This is a genomic window from Desulfovibrio faecalis (assembly GCF_053570625.1).
Genome location: NZ_JBRBQR010000001.1, coordinates 1,259,997 through 1,276,741 on the forward strand (window position 1 = coordinate 1,259,997; position 16,745 = coordinate 1,276,741).

Here is a 16,745-nt window from a genome sequence, read left to right on the forward strand (position 1 = left end):
TGGGCTTGTATGAAGCCTAGGGACGCAGATACGAGGTGATCAGGGCATCATAGCGCGAGGTGGCCTCAAAAGCGCGCGAGGCCATGACCTGCCGGAACTCAAGGCCCACTGTGGTATCTTTTTCCATTTCTTCCATGGCGGCGGTGTACCACTGCGGCGAGGGCAGCACCAGAATACTGTGGAAGTTCTTGGCCGCAGCGCGCAGCATGCAGGGGCCGCCGATGTCAATTTCCTCCACGGCCTGCTCAAGGGAGAGGTGGCGTTCCACCGCGCCCGCAAAGTCGTAAAGGTTGACGCAGACAAGGTCAAAGGGGCGGATGCCCTTTTCTGACAGGGTCTGCATGTGCTGCGGCTCGTCCTTGTTGGCCAGAATGCCCGCGTGAATCTTGGGGTGCAGGGTTTTGACCCGGCCACCCAGAATCTCGGGGAATCCTGTGACGGTGCTTACTGCGGTAACGGACAGCCCGGCTGCCTCAAGGGCCTTCTGGGTGCCGCCGGTGGAGATAAGCTCCACCCCCCGCGATGTAAGAAACGTGGCAAACTCCACAAGGCCGCTTTTGTCCGTAACGCTCAGAATAGCGCGACGAATTGGCAAAATATCCATAAGCGACTCCTTGAAAAATGTCCCGAAAAGGGTTTGGCGGCGTATGTACGCCCACATTCTTGATACCGCAAAAAGCCCGTTCTGGCAATGCGTTGCAGACAAATCCCGCCCAGTGGCCCCTTGCCCGCAAAACAAGCCAAGGCTATGCTGCGGCAGGAGGACGTATGCAGCTCAAGCTTGTTTCATGGAATGTCAATGGTCTGCGCGCCGTGGCGGGCAAGCCCGAATGGGAATGGTTTTCGCGCACCGAAGCGCAGGTTGTGGCCTTGCAGGAAACCAAGGCCCACCCTGATCAGTTGAGCGAAGATGTGCGCGACCCTGACGGATGGGAATCCCACTGGTCGTGGAGCACGGTAAAAAAGGGCTACTCGGGCGTGGCGGTATTCAGCAAGATACCTTCGCTGAATGTCAGCGTGGAGCTGCCCCAGCCGGAGTTTCAGGGCGAGGGCCGTCTGCTGCATCTGGAGTATCCGCAGTTCCACTTTTTTAATGGCTACTTCCCCAACGGCGGCGCGGAAGAACTGGACGACAACGGCAAGCCCACGGGCCGCTTCAAGCGCGTGCCGTACAAGATGGGTTTTTTCGACGCCTTTCTCGCCTATGCGGAAGAATGCCGCAAGAGCAAGCCCATTGTGGTTTGCGGGGATTTTAATATAGCGCACAGGCCCATTGACCTCGCGCGCCCCAAGCAGAACGAAAAGTATACGGGCTTTTTGCCCGAAGAGCGCGCCTTTCTGGATCGCTTTACGGCTATGGGCTATGTGGACACCTTCCGCCATGTGCATGGCGACAAGGCAGACAGCTATTCCTGGTGGTCGTACAAGAGCCGCGCGCGGGAAAAGAACGTGGGCTGGCGTATTGATTATTTCTTTGTATCGCAGGAACTTGCACCTGCTGTGCGCGATGCCTGGATTGAAACGGACGTTTTTGGTTCAGATCACTGCCCTGTGGGGTTGTGCCTGGAATTTTAACGCCACAGTCATGTCTATGCAGCCGGGCTGGAATCGCTTGATTTCAGCCCGGCATTTTTTTGTCTGATGCCTCCCATGTTATTGCGCGGTAATCCTGTGCTGGGTAAATCATGCGCCAACCACAAGCATCAATCATAAACTGCTTATGTATGGCTGGGCGTGCTGGTCCAGCAGCTTTCCGTGATACGCAAAGTCATCCAACACGCCGAAGTTGAAGCTGATTCTTGCGGTATTGCCTTCCTGAAAAATGGGGTGTAACAGTAACGTTTGTGGCAATGAGCGTGAATATTGCGGTTTTAAACCGCGCAATAGCCTGAATAACGTTCAAAGAACAGCAGATCCCCACTTTTGAGGCGCTCCGTCAGCCGGAGCGCGCCCGCCAGGAACCATCGTCCACCTCGTGGATTTTGTCCGATACTCCTGAGTGCCAATACGTGGCCTATGTCCTGGTTCTTCCGGGTTTTCCGTGGGTAACCCCTGTCAGGAACTGGCCGGGTAGAGGTTTAGACCGCCACAGAAGAAGTAGATGGCTGTCTTGAAATGCTCCCGGTTCCTATAACCGCAAGCCTTCCTCTTGATGGCCATGATCTTGCTGTTGAGGCCCTCGGCCACGCCGTTGGTGATCCTGTGGCGGCAGAAGGTCAGGATGTTCTCAAGATGTCTCTGAATCAGTCCGCCCACTTTGCGCATTGGGGCAAGATCTGACCTGTTCACCCAGACCAGCCATCGCTTCACAAAACGTCTGGCCCATCCCGTGCTCAGGTACTTCCAGACGTCGTTCAGGCTTTCCTTCATGGCCCAGGCCTTGGCCACCTTGAGGTTCGCTGTCTTCAAGGCCTCCAGGGCTGGCCGGTGTTTGTCCGGCAGATTCTCCTCCCGGTATAGCCAGAGGAATTTCGTGCCCTTGAGTCGATGGTCATCCTGACTTGTGAGTTCGCGGTGCTCTTGCTTGCGTACCCGGTCCACAGCCTCGCCTACGTGTTTCATGACGTGGAACCGATCGTGAACGATTTTCCCCGCCGCGTCCGGCACATGTTTGAGCGTAGCTTTAAAATAGGGCTCCCACATGTCCATGGCCACGGCCTTGATCCGCTCCAACTGCGCCTTGGTGAACTGAAGGTAGTACCCCTCAAGGCTTTCGGCCTTACGCTCGTCGGCCACATACTCCACCGTGCTGCCGATCAGATCACAAACCACGGTCACATAGTCGTGCCCCTTGCGGAATGCCTTCTCGTCAACGCCAAGATACCGCGAGGGATTCGATTGCTTGCGCTCCCGGCCCCGGCGCACCGCCCTTTCCATGACACCCCATGCTTCGTCCCAGGTGATGCGCAGGATGCGCCGCGCTCCTGTTACGGTGGCGCACTCGGTCAGCACGTCGATGATCAATCGCTCCATCAATATGGTGAAACGTGCCTTGGACTCGGCCCAAGGCACGTTGACCTGAAGGACGCCATGCTCGGGGCAGTCCACTCGGGGAATCCGAGCATGCAGGAACGTCTTGAACTGGCACGTGTCCAGATGGCGCCAGACACGAGGCTCGGCATGGTCGCGGCAAGCCAGCTCTCGACCACAAGTAGGGCAAAACCAGCGAACACCAGGACCATGCTCCACGCGGATGTCTACCCGACCTTCCGCCGTGTCCAGTTCAACAGCCTCAACAAACCAGGGCTCGGTCAGCCCGAGAATCCGAAAATATAGGTCCGTATCCTTCATTGGTGCCCTCCGGGAAGGACATTAGCAGATCAGCTACCCACGGAAAACCCGGAAGAGCCTATGTCCTTTTGATTCAGCCCTGCCTTCACCTGCTCTTGGGTTTGCCCCTACTCTGATTTCCCCCTCCTGTCCCGGAGGGGAAAGGTTACCTTGCCGCGTCTGCGGCGCAGAATGAGGATTGTGATGAAAAAATATTCCGACTCCACCCCGCCTTTGCTCGCGCACAGGGAAGTGACCCGGCGCGAGGTTCTCAAGTGGTGTACCGCCCTTGGCGGCGCATCCCTTTTGCCATTGGGCGGTGGTTTGCCCCTTGGCCTGGCCCGTGCAGCCACCCAGCCGCCGTATGGCGCGGGCGAGCAGTGCTTTTACTCCGGCTGCGTGGTGAACTGCGGTTCGCAGTGTACGCTGCGCGTCTTTGTCAAAGATGGCCGCGTCACGCGCGTGGAAACGGACAATTCCGATGACGGCCCCAACAACAGGGCCATCCGTGCCTGCCTGCGCGGGCGCTCCATGCGCAAATACACCTATTCGCCGGACCGCATTAAGTACCCCATGCGGCGCGTACCCGGCGCCAAGCGCGGCGAGGGGAAATTTGAGCGCATTTCATGGGACGAAGCGTTAGACACGGTAGCCAAGGAATGGGTGCGCGTGCTGAACACCTACGGGCCGGAGTCCATCCACCGCATGTACGGCTCGGGCACAACGTCCAGCGGCATGACGCGCCGCAACGAATTTTTCAGGCTTGCCAATATGCTGGGCGGGCATCTGGACGAATACGGCACCTACAGCACGGCTCAGATTTCAGCTGCCATTCCGTATCTCTACGGAATCAATGCGGGCAATACCATCAATGACATGGCTAACTCAAAGCTCATTGTCATGTTTGGCTGCAACATTCTTGAAACCCGCCAGAGCGGCGGCGGCCTTTCTTATGAGCTGTTTGAAGCCAGAAAAAAAGGCAATGCCCGCATCATCATGGTTGATCCCCGGTATTCGGATTCCATGGCCAAGCTGGGGGACGAATGGGTGCCCATCCGCCCCGGTTCTGACGGCGCGCTTATCGCGGCCATTGCCTATGTGCTCATGAACGAAGGGCTGGTTGACCAGCAGTTTGTGGACACGCACTGCCTTGGTTTTGACGAGGAGCACATGCCCGAGGGCGTGCCCGCAGGCAACAGCTACCGCGCGTATATCATGGGCGAAGGCCCAGACAAAACGGCGAAAACGCCGCAATGGGCGGAAACCATCACCGGGTATCCGGCGGAAAAGATCATCCGCCTTGCCCGCGAGATAGGCTCCACCAAACCCTGCTGCGTCATTCAGGGGTGGGGGCCGCAGCGCCACGCCAACGGCGACACCATGTCCCGTTCCATTGCCATGCTTGCCATCCTTACCGGCAACGTGGGCATTGCCGGGGGCGGTTCCGGCAGTGCGGAAAGCGTGAGCCAGATTGGTTTTCCGCGCATGCCCGAAGGCACTAATCCGGTCAAGACGCGCATTTCTTTCTACACCTGGGTCAACGCCATTGACGACTACACCCAGGTGACGGCCAAAAAGATGGGCCTGCGCAACAAGGAAAAGCTGGATCACGGCATCAAGTTTTTGTGGAACAGCTCTGGCAATGCCCTCATCAACCAGCATTCGGACATCAATGGCACCCGCAAGATTCTTGAAGATGAAAGCAAGTGCGAGTGCATTGTGGTGGTGGAAAACCGCATGACGGCTTCGGCGAAATTTGCGGATATCCTCCTGCCTTCCGTGACGCCGCTGGAACAGGACGACATCATCCAGCAGGGCTATCAGGTGGATCAGAGCTCCCTGCTCATTGCCCGCAAGGCCATTGAACCCCTGTTCGAGACCCGCTCGCAGTATGATATCTGCGCGGCCCTGAGCGAAAAAATCGGCAAGCTTCTGGGCCAGCCCGATCTGGCGGCAAAATATACCGAGGGCCGCAGCCAGCTTGACTGGGTGAAGCACCTGTACGCCCAGGCACGCGCCAAAAAGCCGGAACTGCCGGAATCCTTTGATGAAGCTTCAAAGATAGGCCTGTTCAAGTGGTTCCCCATGCCGCAAAAGGTTGCCTTCAAGGCTTTTCGCGATGATCCGGCGGCCAATCCGCTCAAGACGCCTTCGGGCAAGATAGAAATATTTTCCAAGCGTCTGTGGGATTTGAACCAGACTTGGGAACTGCCCGAGGGCGATGCTATTTACGCCATACCCGTGCATGAAAAGACATGGGAAGGCCCGTGCGATTACGAGGGAATGAAAAAACATCCCTTCCAGCTTATCGGCCATCACTACAAGGGGCGCGCGCATTCAAGCTACGCCAACATCCCATGGCTAGAACAGGTTGCCCCGCAGCAGCTCTGGATGAACGAGGCCGATGCGGCGCAGCGCGGCATCAGGCACGACGACGTGGTCAAGGTGTTCAACGATCGCGGAGCAGTGGTCGTGCGGGTCAAGGTGACGCCGCGCATCATGCCCGGTGTGCTCAGCCTGCCGCAGGGCGCATGGTACACCCCGGACAAAAACGGTGTGGATCAGGGCGGGTGCATCAACACCCTGACAAAAACGCACATGACCCCCTTGGCCAAGGGCAATCCGCAGCACACCAATCTTGTGGATGTGGTTAAAATCTAGCCTGTTGCGCGGAACTGTCTGCATTGAGGAGATTTATTGTGAAACAGCCGGCTTTTTATATAGATATGACTGCCTGTACGGGCTGCAAAACATGCATGGTGGCCTGCATAGACGGTCATGACCTGCCCCAGGGCGTCATGTGGCGGCGCGTGGCGGAGTACACGGGCGGAAAGTGGGTGCGCCGTGCCAACGGCACGTATGACCAGAATGTGTTTTCCTACTATACGTCCGTCAGTTGCAACCACTGCCAGAACCCCGTGTGCGTGAAGGTTTGCCCCACCACGGCCATGCACAAGGACGAGCAGGGCATTGTGAGCGTGGACCCCGACAAGTGCGTGGGCTGCCGCTATTGCGAGTGGAACTGCCCTTATTCCGCCCCCCAGTATAACAAGCAGTCGGGCAGAATGACCAAGTGCGATTTCTGCAAGGACAGGCAGGCAGCCGGTCTCAAACCCCTGTGCGTGGAAGCCTGCCCCATGCGGGCCATCCACTTTGGCGAATATGAAGACCTGAAAAAACAGTTCGGCGATGCCGTGCACGTGGCTCCGCTGCCGGAGCAGAGCGTGACCTCCCCCTGTCTTGTGATTACGCCGCCCCACAACGCGCAGCCAGTGGGCAGCAACATGGGCAGCATCCGTAATCCGGAGGAGATGTAGCATGGAGTATCTTCAGGAATTTCCGCTGGTATTCTTTACCTTGCTGGTGCAGATGGCCGTAGGCATGGTGCTGGTGGGCAAGTGCGTACTTGGCAACGAAGCCGACCGCGCACTGCGCGAAGGCGTGCGGCGGCAGAATGTGGCGGCACTGCTTCTGTTTGCCGTGGCCGTGATCATCAGTTTTGTGCATCTGGGCACGCCCCTGCATGCGCCCTTTACCCTGCTGCACGTGACGCAGTCGTGGCTCAGCCGCGAAATCCTCATGATCGGCCTTATGGGTCTTGCCCTGTTGTGGCTGGTGCTTGTCGGGCGCAAAAAGCATGCGGCGGATGGCGAGAAAAAAGCCATGATTGTGGCGGGTCTGTGCGGTATTGCGCTGCTGTTCGTCATGAGCTGCGTTTACAATCAGTCCACAATGCCCGGCTGGAGCAACTGGAGCGTTTTTACGGCCTTTCTTGCTTCCATGTGTCTGCTTGGGGGATCCTGGCATGGTGTGGTGCTGAGCCTGCGCAAGGAAGGCGCGCCCGTGCGCGCACTGGGCCCCTGCCTTGTGTGGGCGGTACTGGGCCTTGTGCTTATGGCCGTGAGCCTGCCGCTGGCCATGCCCGAGCAATCTGCCTTCGTCAATCCGGTTTCCCGTCTGCTGCCTCCGGCGTGCATTGCATGGTCGCACGGCTTGCACGCCCTGGCATCTGGTCTGGGCGTTGTGCTGCTGGCACTGGCTGCGGCCCGTGGCATGCAGGGCAAAGGATTTCGCCCGGCTCTGACGGTTCCCGCATTTCTCCTGATTGTTCTGGGCGAAGTGTTCGGGCGGCTTGTGTTCTATCTTTCGTATTCACGCCTGGGCATGTAGGCACGGCAAACTCTACGGGGGCCGTCTGGCCCCCGCATCATTACATATGGAACAGGAACAGTTGACGCAATATGTTGTGGCCTTGCAGTTCTGCAGTCGCATTTTCCAGAATTCGCCGGATGAAGACCTGCTGCGCGGCGTCATTGGCGGCGGGCTTTTGCAAGGCTTTGGCGCTTGGGCCTGTTTCAGGACTTCGGAACTGGCTGAAAAGCTGTGGGGCGAGGCTCTTGATCCTGAGAGCCGCGCTGCCGCCCTTGCGACAGCCTATCCGGCAGAGGCGGCGCAGGATTCCTGCCGCGCGCTGTATCTGGATCTGCACATGGATCATCTGGCCCTGTTTTCCGGGCCGCAGCCTGCTGCCGCGCCGTGGGAATCCGTGTGGCGGGAGAAGGACCGCCTGCTTTTTGGCCGCAAAACGCAGGAAGTGCGCGACTGCTACAGGGAGTGGGGCATAGCCGCAGAACGGGACGGGCACGAGCCCGAGGACCATCTGGGGCTGGAACTGGCCTTCATTCTTTTTCTTGTGCAGAATATGGGCGGGGCCATTGCCTCAAGCCAGGGGCAATCCCCGGAGGCGGCGCTGGCGGCTTTTATGGACGGGCACATTCTGGCCTGGGCCGGAGACTGCCTGAAAAAAGCTTCGGAATGCGCCAATACGGTGTTTTACCGCGAGATGTCTGCTCTTTGTTGCCTGCTGCTGGGAAACGTACGGGGGCTTGTTCAGGCTTAGACCTGTACAGCGTAGACCAAAAGGATTTTGACCAACGGCAAAAGCCGTTCCTTGCCGAAAAAGGCGGGAACGGCTTTTGTTTGAGCAATCTGCCATCAGGCGAAATACAGGGTTGAGCAATTCTCGTTAGAAATTGCTCCGCCGAGGGCGCGGGCAGCTCCGGTCTAGTCCAGCAGGCCCAGCAAACGCGCAACGCGCTGTTCGTTCAGGCCGCTATGCACCTGTACAAGATCCTGACTGTGCTGCATGGCTTCCTGCTCCACCTGGGCAAGCGCCTGACGCATTTCATCAGAATTGAGCATGTGCGGGGTGCCGGGAACAGTTTGTTCCAGAACCGGCGCGGCAGAGGTGCTGACGTCATCGTCAGCGGGCGCTGCCGGGGCCGCTGGGGTACTTTCTGCCCTGTTCACGGGCAGCATGGAGTTGACCCTTTCCTGAAAGGTAGGAAAAACAGGCCCCAGATCATTATTGCGAAAACGGAATTCCAGTTCCATCGGGCTTCTCCTCAGGCTTGACGCAGTACTGCGTCATTGCACTCGCGCTTGAGCGCGCGGCGGCCATGTGGAAAAATTGACCGCCTGTTGGTATTGCCCGAAATTATGCAAATATCAGGCCGTTGTGTGCGGCGCTGGTTTGCATCTGCAAAATTCTTTAGTCCATGATCTTGACCATCAGGCCCGGAGCCAGCCGTACCTGACCATCCACCACAATTTTGTCGCCCTCGGCCACCGCGCCGTCCACAACCGTGCGGTCAGCGTATTCAAACAGCGGCCTCACCTTGCGATAGCTGGCCCGACTGTCCTTATCCACCACGTACACGTAGGATTCTTCCCGGCCAGACTGCACGGCACGTGTGGGCACGGTCAGCGCCCCGGCGGCCATGCCCAGCGGCAGCTCCACCTGCACAAACTGTCCCGGCCACAGACGGCGCTGGCTGTTTTCAAAGGTGGCGCGCAGCCGGATGGTGCCGGTGCGCGTGTCTACCGTATTGTCCACAAGGGTGAGAAGTCCCTTTTCCGACGCGCTCCCGGCAGGCGTTGCGGAAACCGGCACCGTCGTTTGCGCCATCTGTTCTATGATGACAGGCAGATGCGCCTCTGGCACAGAAAAGCCCACATAAATTGGCGAAAGCGTGTCTATGCTGACAATAACCGTGGCGTCAGCCGATTTGACCATGTTGCCCTTGTCCACATTGAGTGCGCCCACTCGCCCGCTGATGGGAGCCACCACCGTGCAGTAGCTGAGGTCAAGGACGGCGCTTTCCACGGCTGCCTTGTCAGACTGCACAGTGGCGCGCAGGGCCGCCGCATCGGTCGCGGTCTTCTCATATGCATCGCGGCTTACGTAGCCGCCGCCCACAAGTTTGCCATAACGGTTCATGTCGTCCTGGGCTTTGGCAAGCTGCGCCTGCGATTTGGCAAGTTGCCCTTTCTTTTCGCGCAGCGCAGCCTCAAAGAGGCGGGGGTCAATGGTGATAAGCGGGTCGCCCTCGCGCACATCCTGACCTTCGGTAAAATGAACCTGCTGAATCTCGCCCGTTACGCGGGGTTTCACACCCACAGAGGCAGATGCCCGCACGTTGCCCACAGCATGCAGCAGGCGCGGCACATCGGCCCGTGCAACGGCTTCAACCCGCACAGGGGCAGACGGTACAGCATTTTTTTTGCTGTCGTCTTGCGAACATGCCCCAAGGGCGAGCAGAAGAAAAAGCAGGAGGAGAGGACGGGGATTCAGGACTGGTTTCATGGTGTTCCCCATAAGTATGAAATAGCCGACATCAGGCCGTTGGGCGCAACAGAAAAAATGAAGCAAGGAGTACCCGCCGTCAAGAAGATAGTTAGCCACGCACCTAACAATCTGCGCTTGCCGACCTTTTGGCGATGATTGACATTCGGCACGGTCACGGCATAATTACGCCGCATTTTTCGTGCAACCATATGCGGTCGTTTTTTGAACGGCGGCAACCTACAGTCCCATTTTCGGAGCTGAATCAACATTATATATGCGCCTTGCGGCGCTCCAGGAGCAGGAATTGGCAAAAAACCGCGCATTGCAGCAGTGGCGGGTGGAGGATTCCATCGAACTGTACGGCATCCGTAATTGGGGTGCCGGGTATTTTGACGTGTCGGATGCGGGCGAAGTTGTGATTTGTCCGCAGGGGCCCAAGGGGCCGCAGGTTTCGATACCGGAAGTTATCGCCGGGCTGAAAGAGCGCGGGTATGATATGCCCGTGCTGTTGCGCGTGGAGAATATTCTGGATTCGCGCATTGCCAATATCCACGAATCATTCCGCAAGGCTATCAAAAGTCTGAATTACACGGGTTCGTATCGCGGCGTTTTTCCCATCAAGGTCAACCAGCAGCAGCAGGTTGTGGAAAAAATAGCCCAGTTCGGCTCCACCTACCATCACGGCCTGGAGGTCGGCTCCAAGGCGGAACTCATTGCCGCCGTGTCGCTCATGCGCGACCGTGAGGCCTGCATTGTTTGCAACGGCTACAAGGACGAAGAATTTATAGACCTTGGCCTTCAGGCCCTGCGCCTTGGCTTTAATGTGCTCTTTGTTCTCGAAATGCCAAGCGAGCTGGAAGTTGTGCTTGAGCGCAGCAAGGCTCTCGGCGTGCGGCCCAACATCGGCGTACGCGCCAAGCTGGCCGTAAAGGCCAGCGGTCACTGGACTGATTCCGGCGGCGAACGCTCCACCTTTGGCCTTTCGCCCGCGCAGATCGTGGACGTGGTGGATACACTCAAAGCCAACGACATGCTTGATTGCTTCAAGCTGCTGCACTACCACCTCGGCTCGCAGGTTTCCAATATTCGCGACATCCGTACCGGAGTCATGGAAGGCGCGCGTCTTTACGTGGGCCTGGTGCAGGAAGGTGCCCCCATGGGCTACCTTGACCTTGGCGGCGGTCTGGCCGTGGACTATGACGGTTCGCATACCAACTATGTTTCGTCGCGCAACTATACGCTCGATGAATACAGCGCCGACATCGTTGAAGCCATCATGAGCATTCTTGATGAGCAGAAGATTCCGCATCCGCACATCATTACGGAATCTGGCCGCGCAACGGTGGCCTACTATTCCGTGCTGCTCTTTAACGTGCTTGATGTGAGCATGGTGGAAGAAGTGCAGCTGCCCGACACCCTGCCCGAAGGCACGCCGGAGCCTGTGTTGAACCTGCGCGAAACTCTTGCCAACATCACCCTGCGCAATTTGCAGGAGTGCTATAACGACGCCATTTACTACCGGGACGAGATGCGTCAGCTGTTCTCGACCGGGCGGGTGAACCTGCGTCAGCGCACATTGGCCGAGCGGTTTTTCTGGGCCATCATCATGCGCATTGCTCAGGAAAAAACCCGGCTCAAGACGATACCCCGCGATCTTGCGGACATCGACGTGAGCCTTGCCGATATCTATTACGGCAACTTCAGCGTGTTCCAGTCCTTGCCTGACTCCTGGGCCATTGACCAGCTGTTCCCGGTTATGCCCGTGCATCGGCTCAAGGAATTTCCCGCACGGCAGGGCATTATTTCTGATATTACCTGCGATTCTGATGGCCGGATTGACCATTTCATTGACCCGCAGGGCATGAAGCCCACCCTTGATCTGCACCCCCTGCGGGACGGCGAGGAATATTACCTTGGCGTGTTTCTGGTGGGCGCGTATCAGGAAACACTGGGCGATCTGCACAACCTCATGGGCGACACCAACGTGGTTTCCATCAGGGTGCGGGATGACGGCAATTATGAGTATGTGCGCGAAATCAGGGGCGACTCTGTGGCGGATATTCTGAGCTATGTGGAATATGAGCCTCGCCGTATTCTGGAAGATCTGCGCAGCACGGCGGAGCAGGCTGTGCGGCAAGGGCGGATTTCGCCCAGCGACCGGTTTGCCATTATGCAGGTATTTGAAGACGGCTTGCGCGGGTACACCTATTTTGAACGGTAGAGGCTGCGCAGGGTAGTCTGTGCGGTAGAAATAAGCCAGTAAGGCTGGGAGAGTTTGGCGGCGGGGTGAGCCTGTCGAGCGCATTTACGCAAACCCGACTTTTTTGACCTGACAGCGTTAAAATCCTGTTTTTGATGCTCACGTACATGAGTACGCTGCGCTCAAAAACAGGATTTTTCCTTGTCAGGCCAGAAAAATGCGTATTTTGCAAATTCACTCAACACCAGCCATCGCCTCCGCATCCGCTCGGCGAGTTTAAGGAAGGCGACGCTACGACCAGCTTCTGATGGCGGGCCGGGGAAAGGCAAAAAGGCAGAAATGCTGGGTATCACGTGTGATGCCAGAATGCTCATAACTATATGGAATGAGCAAAAACTGTCCCTGAAAGGGAAATGTTCCCATCGGTGTTGGCTGAAACGGAGTTTGATCGAAGCGAAAACGGACGTTGGCATTTACGCGGCGCGGAGGGAGATCACCTGAACGAGCGTAGCGAGTGAGGGAAGCTCCCGCAGCATGAGACGCGTTGCCCTCGCCACGCTAAGGTATGTGGAAAGCCTTTCTTAGCGGGTGTTCCGGGGGGAGTGCAGAGGGGGCCGAGGAGGGGCGCAGCCCCTAACAGGCCCCCTTTGCCCCACGCCGGGGAGGCGTCCCAAATTCCGCCGGAGGGCGGAATCCAGAGCCCGCAGGGCAGCAACTTAATTTATAGTGTATCTGCGGAGGATTCCGCGATCTATCGCGCCCGCAGGACACAAACGCTTATTAATGCCCGCCGCAGAGGCGAAATTACGCCTCCCAACACCTCACACGCCACCCATTACCCATATCTTTCCATTGTGGTGCTTCCTGACGGCAAATGTCCTTTGCCTTGGGGCAGCGCGGGTGAAAGCGGCATCCGGCGGGTGGAGAGAGAGGGCTTGGCAGTTCGCCTTCCAGTGCGGCAATGGGTTCGCCCCGGCGGCTCCCGGTAGGCATGGCCGCCATAAGCGCCTGCGTATAGGGGTGCGCCGCGCCGTCAAAAATGGCATCGGTGGGGCCTTCTTCCACAATCTGGCCCAGATACATGACCAATATGCGGCGGCACAAAAAGCCCACCACCGCCAGATCGTGCGAAATGAAAAGATAGGCTGGCCCAAACTGCTCCTGCACCTCGCGCAGGAGGTTGAGCGCCTGCGCCTGCACCGAGGCGTCAAGCGCGGAAACCGGCTCGTCGCACACAACCACGTCTGGCCGGGTGATGAGCGCCCGCGCCACGGCAATGCGCTGTCGCTGCCCGCCGGAAAACTCGTGCGGATAGCGGCGGCCCATGCCTTCAAGCCCCACGGTAGCCAGCATGGCCTCTGCCTGGGCATGGCGTTCCTCGCGGGAGACGCCGCGCGCCGCCAGCGGCTCCGCCACCGAACTGCCCACCGTGAGCCGGGGATTGAGGGAAGAAAAAGGATCCTGAAAGATCATCTGAATGCGCCCGGCGGCCCAACTGTCCGCTCCGGCTGGGGGCAGGGGGCGACCATCAAGCAGCACCTGCCCCTGAGAAGGGGCCAGCAACCCGCAGGCCAGACGCCCGAGGGTGGATTTGCCGCAGCCGGATTCGCCCACCAGACCAAGGCTCGCGCCCTTGGCGAGGCTCAGGCTCACGTCGTCTACGGCAACCAAGGAGCGCTTTTCGCCGAACAGCCCCCGCCGGATGTCAAACACCCGTGAGACATCCTCCAACCGCAGTAAAGCGGATGCGGAAGACTGTTCCGGCGCAAGCTGGTTCAGCATGTTTTGCCCGCCACGCCTGCGGAGCTGAAGGTCGCCATGTCGTTGTACACGGAGGCCGCGCAACGCAGCAGGTGATAGGCCACAGCGCCGCCGGTGCCTTCGCCAAGGCGCATGCTCAGGTGCAGCAGGGGATTGTTGCGGGTTTCGCCGCCAGTCAGCTTGGAGAGCGCACGTACGTGGCCCGGCTCTGCCGAGGCGTGGGAAAGCACGGCATAGTCGGCGAGCTGTGGGCAGATGTGCAGGGCCGCCACATAGGCCGCGCTGCATATAAAGCCGTCAACCAGCACGGGCAGGCGGCGCGAGGCTGCGCCAAGCATCAGCCCGGCCATGAGAACAATTTCAAATCCGCCCAAGGCGGCCAGAATATTGATGGGATCGTCACCTTCCAGCATGGAGGCATTGACTGCCAGCGCGCGGCGCACGATTTCGGTCTTGTGGCGCACCATGTCGGGGTCCGCGCCAGCGCCGGGGCCGGTCATCTGCTCGGGGTCAAAGTGCAGCAGGGCGCAGTACAGGGCAGTGCCTGCCGTGCTGTTGGCAATGCCCATTTCACCCACGCCGAGGCAGCGATAGCCGTTATCCGCAAGCTGGTGCGCCAGCTCCACGCCCATGCGCAGCCCTTTGAGGCAGGTTTCGCGGCACATGGCCGGGCCCTGGCTCATGTCTGCGGTGCCGTCGCCCAGACGGCGCTCAATGAGGATGGAGTGCGGTTCATAGGGGCCGCCGTCGCAGCCTGCGTCCACCACGCGTAGATCCATGCCCGAGGTCTTGCACAGAACATTGACTGCCGCGCCGTTGTTGAAAAAGTTTTGCACCATCTGGCGCGTCACGGCCTTGGGAAAAGGCGAAACGCCCTGATCGGCAACGCCGTGGTCGCCAGCAACCGTGAGCATGATGGCAGGGCTGACGCTGATGGGCGCTTGCCCGCCACTCATGGCATAGAGCCTTTGGGCGAGGTCTTCAAGGCGGCCAAGGCTGCCTTGCGGTTTGGTCAGGTCGTCCAGATGTGTCTGGGCATCGTCCAGGTCTTTCTGAAGCAGGGGCGCAATGCGCAGGCCGGGCAAAATCAGTTCCAACAGGTCGGATTGAGTGGTTTTCATGCCGTTTGTTTATCCTTAACAAGGGGCGTGCGCAAGACGGGACGCCTCGCCGCCGAGCGGGGTAAATCCATATTGGGGACTTTACGATCACGTCAACGTGCTTATGTTAGCGTCGAGGTAAGGAATTTATATGAAAACCAGACCCATCTATATACAAAAAAATCTGCCTTGCCGAGGGCGTTCCCGCTCCGAACAGGTAGAAGCGGCGGCAGTTGAGGGAAGTTTTGCCCTGCGTCTGTTTTTTTTGATGCTGGCGGCGGCGCTGCTGTTGTGCACGCCTTCGCGGGCTGGAGCAGTAGCGGCGGACAGCCCCCGCATGACGCCTGTGGTGCGCGCCGTGCAGGCTGTTGCCCCGGCGGTTGTGAACATAACGAGCACACATATTGTTGAGGGACAGCGGCTTTCGCCACTTGAGCAATTTTTCGGCCCGGGCTTTCCCGGCTTGCCGGGTTTTGACATGCCGGGCGGGCGCAAGGTTCGGCAAAAGCGCGTCAGTCTTGGATCTGGTGTCATTGTTGACGGAGAAAAGGGCCTTGTGCTCACCAACGCGCATGTTATCGCGGGTGGGGACGAAGTCATGGTGCACCTGCTGGACGGCAGGGAATTTCCAGCCGCCGTCAAAGGAGCCGACCCGGATTTTGACATTGCCGTGCTCCAGATCAAGGGCGCGTCAAAGCTGCCTGCCGTAAAGCTTGGCGATTCGAGTGACATCATGCCCGGAGAAACCGTTATCGCCATCGGCAATCCCTTTGGGTTCAACCACACCGTCACCACGGGCGTGGTTTCTGCGCTTGGGCGCACTATCCGCAACAAGGACGGCGCGTTTACCGACCTTGTGCAGACTGACGCAGCCATTAACCCCGGCAACAGCGGCGGCCCGCTGCTGAATATCGAGGGTGTGCTCATAGGCATCAATACTGCTGTGGACGCGCGCGCCGAGGGCATTGGCTTTGCCATCCCCATCAACAAGGCTCGCCGCGTCATGCACGACCTCATGAGTGCAGGCCGCGTGGCCCCGCTCTGGCTCGGCCTTGATTTGCAGGATGTGGACGGGCGCACTGCCATGGCGCTGGGCCTCAAGGATGCTGGCGGCGTGCTGGTAACGGCGGTGTTTCCCGGTTCTCCCGCTGCCAAGGTGGGCATAGCGCCGGGAGACATACTTGAAACCATAAATTCTTCACCTGTTCGCGACAGGCGCGATTATCTGGATATTCTGCGCAACCAGACAGCCGGAACCCCCTTGCGGCTGCACTTGCTGCGGGAGGGCGGGGCATTGAAGCTCGAGGCTACCCCCGAAGCTTTTGGCGATGCGGAGGCTCGCGCCCTGCTGGAGCGCCGATGGGGATTCAGCGTAGCGCAAACTGCGCAGGGCGTGGTGGTGCGTCAGGCCAGGGCAGACGGCCCGGCATCTTTTTTGCGCCAGGGCGACCACATAACAGCGGTGGGCGCTGCCGAGACCAGAACCATGGAAGATTTTTTACAGGCTTTCAGAAGAGAGCGCATGTCCGGGCAGATTTTGTTGCAGGTTGTGCGCAACGGCAAGGGCTATTACGCGCGTCTTGTGCCATAAGGCCCATAGACGTTTTGTAACCAGTTGTTGAGGCAAAATATTTTTTTAAAAACTTTTCCGCCTGTGCTGGGGCGGGGCTTGATATTCCTGTAGTTGTTGCACGGTTGGCTATTTTCCAGCCGACACTTGACAGGGTGGGTGCCTAAAGCTATCCATTGCACAAGCGGAATTTAGCCGCTTGAAAAATCAAGCAAG

Annotated in this window: 13 protein-coding genes; 7 read left to right on the forward strand and 6 right to left on the reverse strand. The window is 58.6% G+C overall.

Annotated elements, in window-relative coordinates:
* Window positions 1–16: 16 nt before the first annotated feature.
* A complete protein-coding gene (locus tag ACUZ79_RS05555) occupies window positions 17–604 on the reverse strand; it encodes an IMP cyclohydrolase (RefSeq protein WP_192112508.1) in 588 nt (195 codons plus the stop codon).
* A gap of 164 nt (window positions 605–768) precedes the next feature.
* Here ACUZ79_RS05555 and ACUZ79_RS05560 point away from each other — a divergent pair, with 164 nt between their 5' ends.
* The gene (locus ACUZ79_RS05560; RefSeq protein ID WP_297895406.1) at window positions 769–1,575 is read left to right on the forward strand and encodes an exodeoxyribonuclease III; all 807 of its coding nucleotides are present in this window, start codon (window positions 769–771) and stop codon (window positions 1,573–1,575) included.
* 480 nt (window positions 1,576–2,055) lie between these two features.
* Here the strand turns inward: ACUZ79_RS05560 and ACUZ79_RS05565 are convergent, their stop codons facing one another.
* Window positions 2,056–3,291, reverse strand: a complete 1,236-nt coding sequence (locus ACUZ79_RS05565) for an ISL3 family transposase (protein WP_096152604.1) — start codon at window positions 3,289–3,291, stop codon at window positions 2,056–2,058.
* A gap of 183 nt (window positions 3,292–3,474) precedes the next feature.
* On the opposite strand from ACUZ79_RS05565, the gene ACUZ79_RS05570 reads away from it, so the two are divergent.
* Genes ACUZ79_RS05570 through ACUZ79_RS05585 form a run of 4 tightly spaced genes read left to right on the forward strand, consistent with a single transcriptional unit; the run spans window position 3,475 to window position 8,170 of the window.
* Window positions 3,475–5,931 carry a DMSO/selenate family reductase complex A subunit gene (locus ACUZ79_RS05570; protein ID WP_449250942.1) on the forward strand — a complete coding sequence of 819 codons (2,457 nt, stop codon included), beginning with the start codon at window positions 3,475–3,477 and terminating at the stop codon, window positions 5,929–5,931.
* 38 nt (window positions 5,932–5,969) lie between these two features.
* Window positions 5,970–6,587 carry a DMSO/selenate family reductase complex B subunit gene (locus tag ACUZ79_RS05575; RefSeq protein WP_449250943.1) on the forward strand — a complete coding sequence of 206 codons (618 nt, stop codon included), beginning with the start codon at window positions 5,970–5,972 and terminating at the stop codon, window positions 6,585–6,587.
* Window position 6,588: 1 nt separating this feature from the next.
* The gene (locus tag ACUZ79_RS05580) at window positions 6,589–7,440 is read left to right on the forward strand and encodes a dimethyl sulfoxide reductase anchor subunit family protein (protein WP_449250944.1); all 852 of its coding nucleotides are present in this window, start codon (window positions 6,589–6,591) and stop codon (window positions 7,438–7,440) included.
* A 46-nt stretch (window positions 7,441–7,486) separates the two neighbouring features.
* The gene (locus ACUZ79_RS05585; RefSeq protein WP_449250945.1) at window positions 7,487–8,170 is read left to right on the forward strand and encodes a TorD/DmsD family molecular chaperone; all 684 of its coding nucleotides are present in this window, start codon (window positions 7,487–7,489) and stop codon (window positions 8,168–8,170) included.
* 164 nt (window positions 8,171–8,334) lie between these two features.
* Here ACUZ79_RS05585 and ACUZ79_RS05590 read toward each other — a convergent pair whose 3' ends face one another.
* Window positions 8,335–8,664, reverse strand: coding sequence for a hypothetical protein (locus ACUZ79_RS05590; RefSeq protein WP_022658059.1), 330 nt, complete (start codon window positions 8,662–8,664; stop codon window positions 8,335–8,337).
* A 157-nt stretch (window positions 8,665–8,821) separates the two neighbouring features.
* Window positions 8,822–9,916, reverse strand: coding sequence for an efflux RND transporter periplasmic adaptor subunit (locus ACUZ79_RS05595; RefSeq protein WP_449250946.1), 1,095 nt, complete (start codon window positions 9,914–9,916; stop codon window positions 8,822–8,824).
* A 286-nt stretch (window positions 9,917–10,202) separates the two neighbouring features.
* Here ACUZ79_RS05595 and speA point away from each other — a divergent pair, with 286 nt between their 5' ends.
* A complete protein-coding gene (gene speA, locus ACUZ79_RS05600; RefSeq protein WP_215647192.1) occupies window positions 10,203–12,119 on the forward strand; it encodes a biosynthetic arginine decarboxylase in 1,917 nt (638 codons plus the stop codon).
* Between the two features lie 783 nt (window positions 12,120–12,902).
* Here the strand turns inward: speA and ACUZ79_RS05605 are convergent.
* Window positions 12,903–13,880 carry an ABC transporter ATP-binding protein gene (locus ACUZ79_RS05605; RefSeq protein ID WP_449250947.1) on the reverse strand — a complete coding sequence of 326 codons (978 nt, stop codon included), beginning with the start codon at window positions 13,878–13,880 and terminating at the stop codon, window positions 12,903–12,905.
* Complete coding sequence (gene cobT, locus ACUZ79_RS05610) at window positions 13,874–14,980, reverse strand: nicotinate-nucleotide--dimethylbenzimidazole phosphoribosyltransferase (protein ID WP_449250948.1); 1,107 nt, start codon at window positions 14,978–14,980, stop codon at window positions 13,874–13,876. The genes ACUZ79_RS05605 and cobT overlap by 7 nt, the downstream gene beginning before the upstream one ends.
* 130 nt (window positions 14,981–15,110) lie before the next feature.
* On the opposite strand from cobT, the gene ACUZ79_RS05615 reads away from it, so the two are divergent.
* A complete protein-coding gene (locus tag ACUZ79_RS05615; protein WP_449250949.1) occupies window positions 15,111–16,550 on the forward strand; it encodes a trypsin-like peptidase domain-containing protein in 1,440 nt (479 codons plus the stop codon).
* Window positions 16,551–16,745 lie beyond the last annotated feature (195 nt).

What these genes read in the sequence shown, in the direction of transcription:
- cobT (WP_449250948.1), bottom strand. Translation starts at nt 14,980, where the DNA reads ATGAAAACCACTCAATCCGACCTGTTGGAACTGATTTTGCCCGGCCTG.
- ACUZ79_RS05585 (WP_449250945.1), top strand. Translation starts at nt 7,487, where the DNA reads ATGGAACAGGAACAGTTGACGCAATATGTTGTGGCCTTGCAGTTCTGC.
- ACUZ79_RS05565 (WP_096152604.1), bottom strand. Translation starts at nt 3,291, where the DNA reads ATGAAGGATACGGACCTATATTTTCGGATTCTCGGGCTGACCGAGCCC.
- ACUZ79_RS05595 (WP_449250946.1), bottom strand. Translation starts at nt 9,916, where the DNA reads ATGAAACCAGTCCTGAATCCCCGTCCTCTCCTCCTGCTTTTTCTTCTG.
- ACUZ79_RS05560 (WP_297895406.1), top strand. Translation starts at nt 769, where the DNA reads ATGCAGCTCAAGCTTGTTTCATGGAATGTCAATGGTCTGCGCGCCGTG.
- ACUZ79_RS05555 (WP_192112508.1), bottom strand. Translation starts at nt 604, where the DNA reads ATGGATATTTTGCCAATTCGTCGCGCTATTCTGAGCGTTACGGACAAA.
- ACUZ79_RS05605 (WP_449250947.1), bottom strand. Translation starts at nt 13,880, where the DNA reads ATGCTGAACCAGCTTGCGCCGGAACAGTCTTCCGCATCCGCTTTACTG.
- ACUZ79_RS05580 (WP_449250944.1), top strand. Translation starts at nt 6,589, where the DNA reads ATGGAGTATCTTCAGGAATTTCCGCTGGTATTCTTTACCTTGCTGGTG.
- ACUZ79_RS05570 (WP_449250942.1), top strand. Translation starts at nt 3,475, where the DNA reads ATGAAAAAATATTCCGACTCCACCCCGCCTTTGCTCGCGCACAGGGAA.
- ACUZ79_RS05590 (WP_022658059.1), bottom strand. Translation starts at nt 8,664, where the DNA reads ATGGAACTGGAATTCCGTTTTCGCAATAATGATCTGGGGCCTGTTTTT.
- ACUZ79_RS05615 (WP_449250949.1), top strand. Translation starts at nt 15,111, where the DNA reads ATGAAAACCAGACCCATCTATATACAAAAAAATCTGCCTTGCCGAGGG.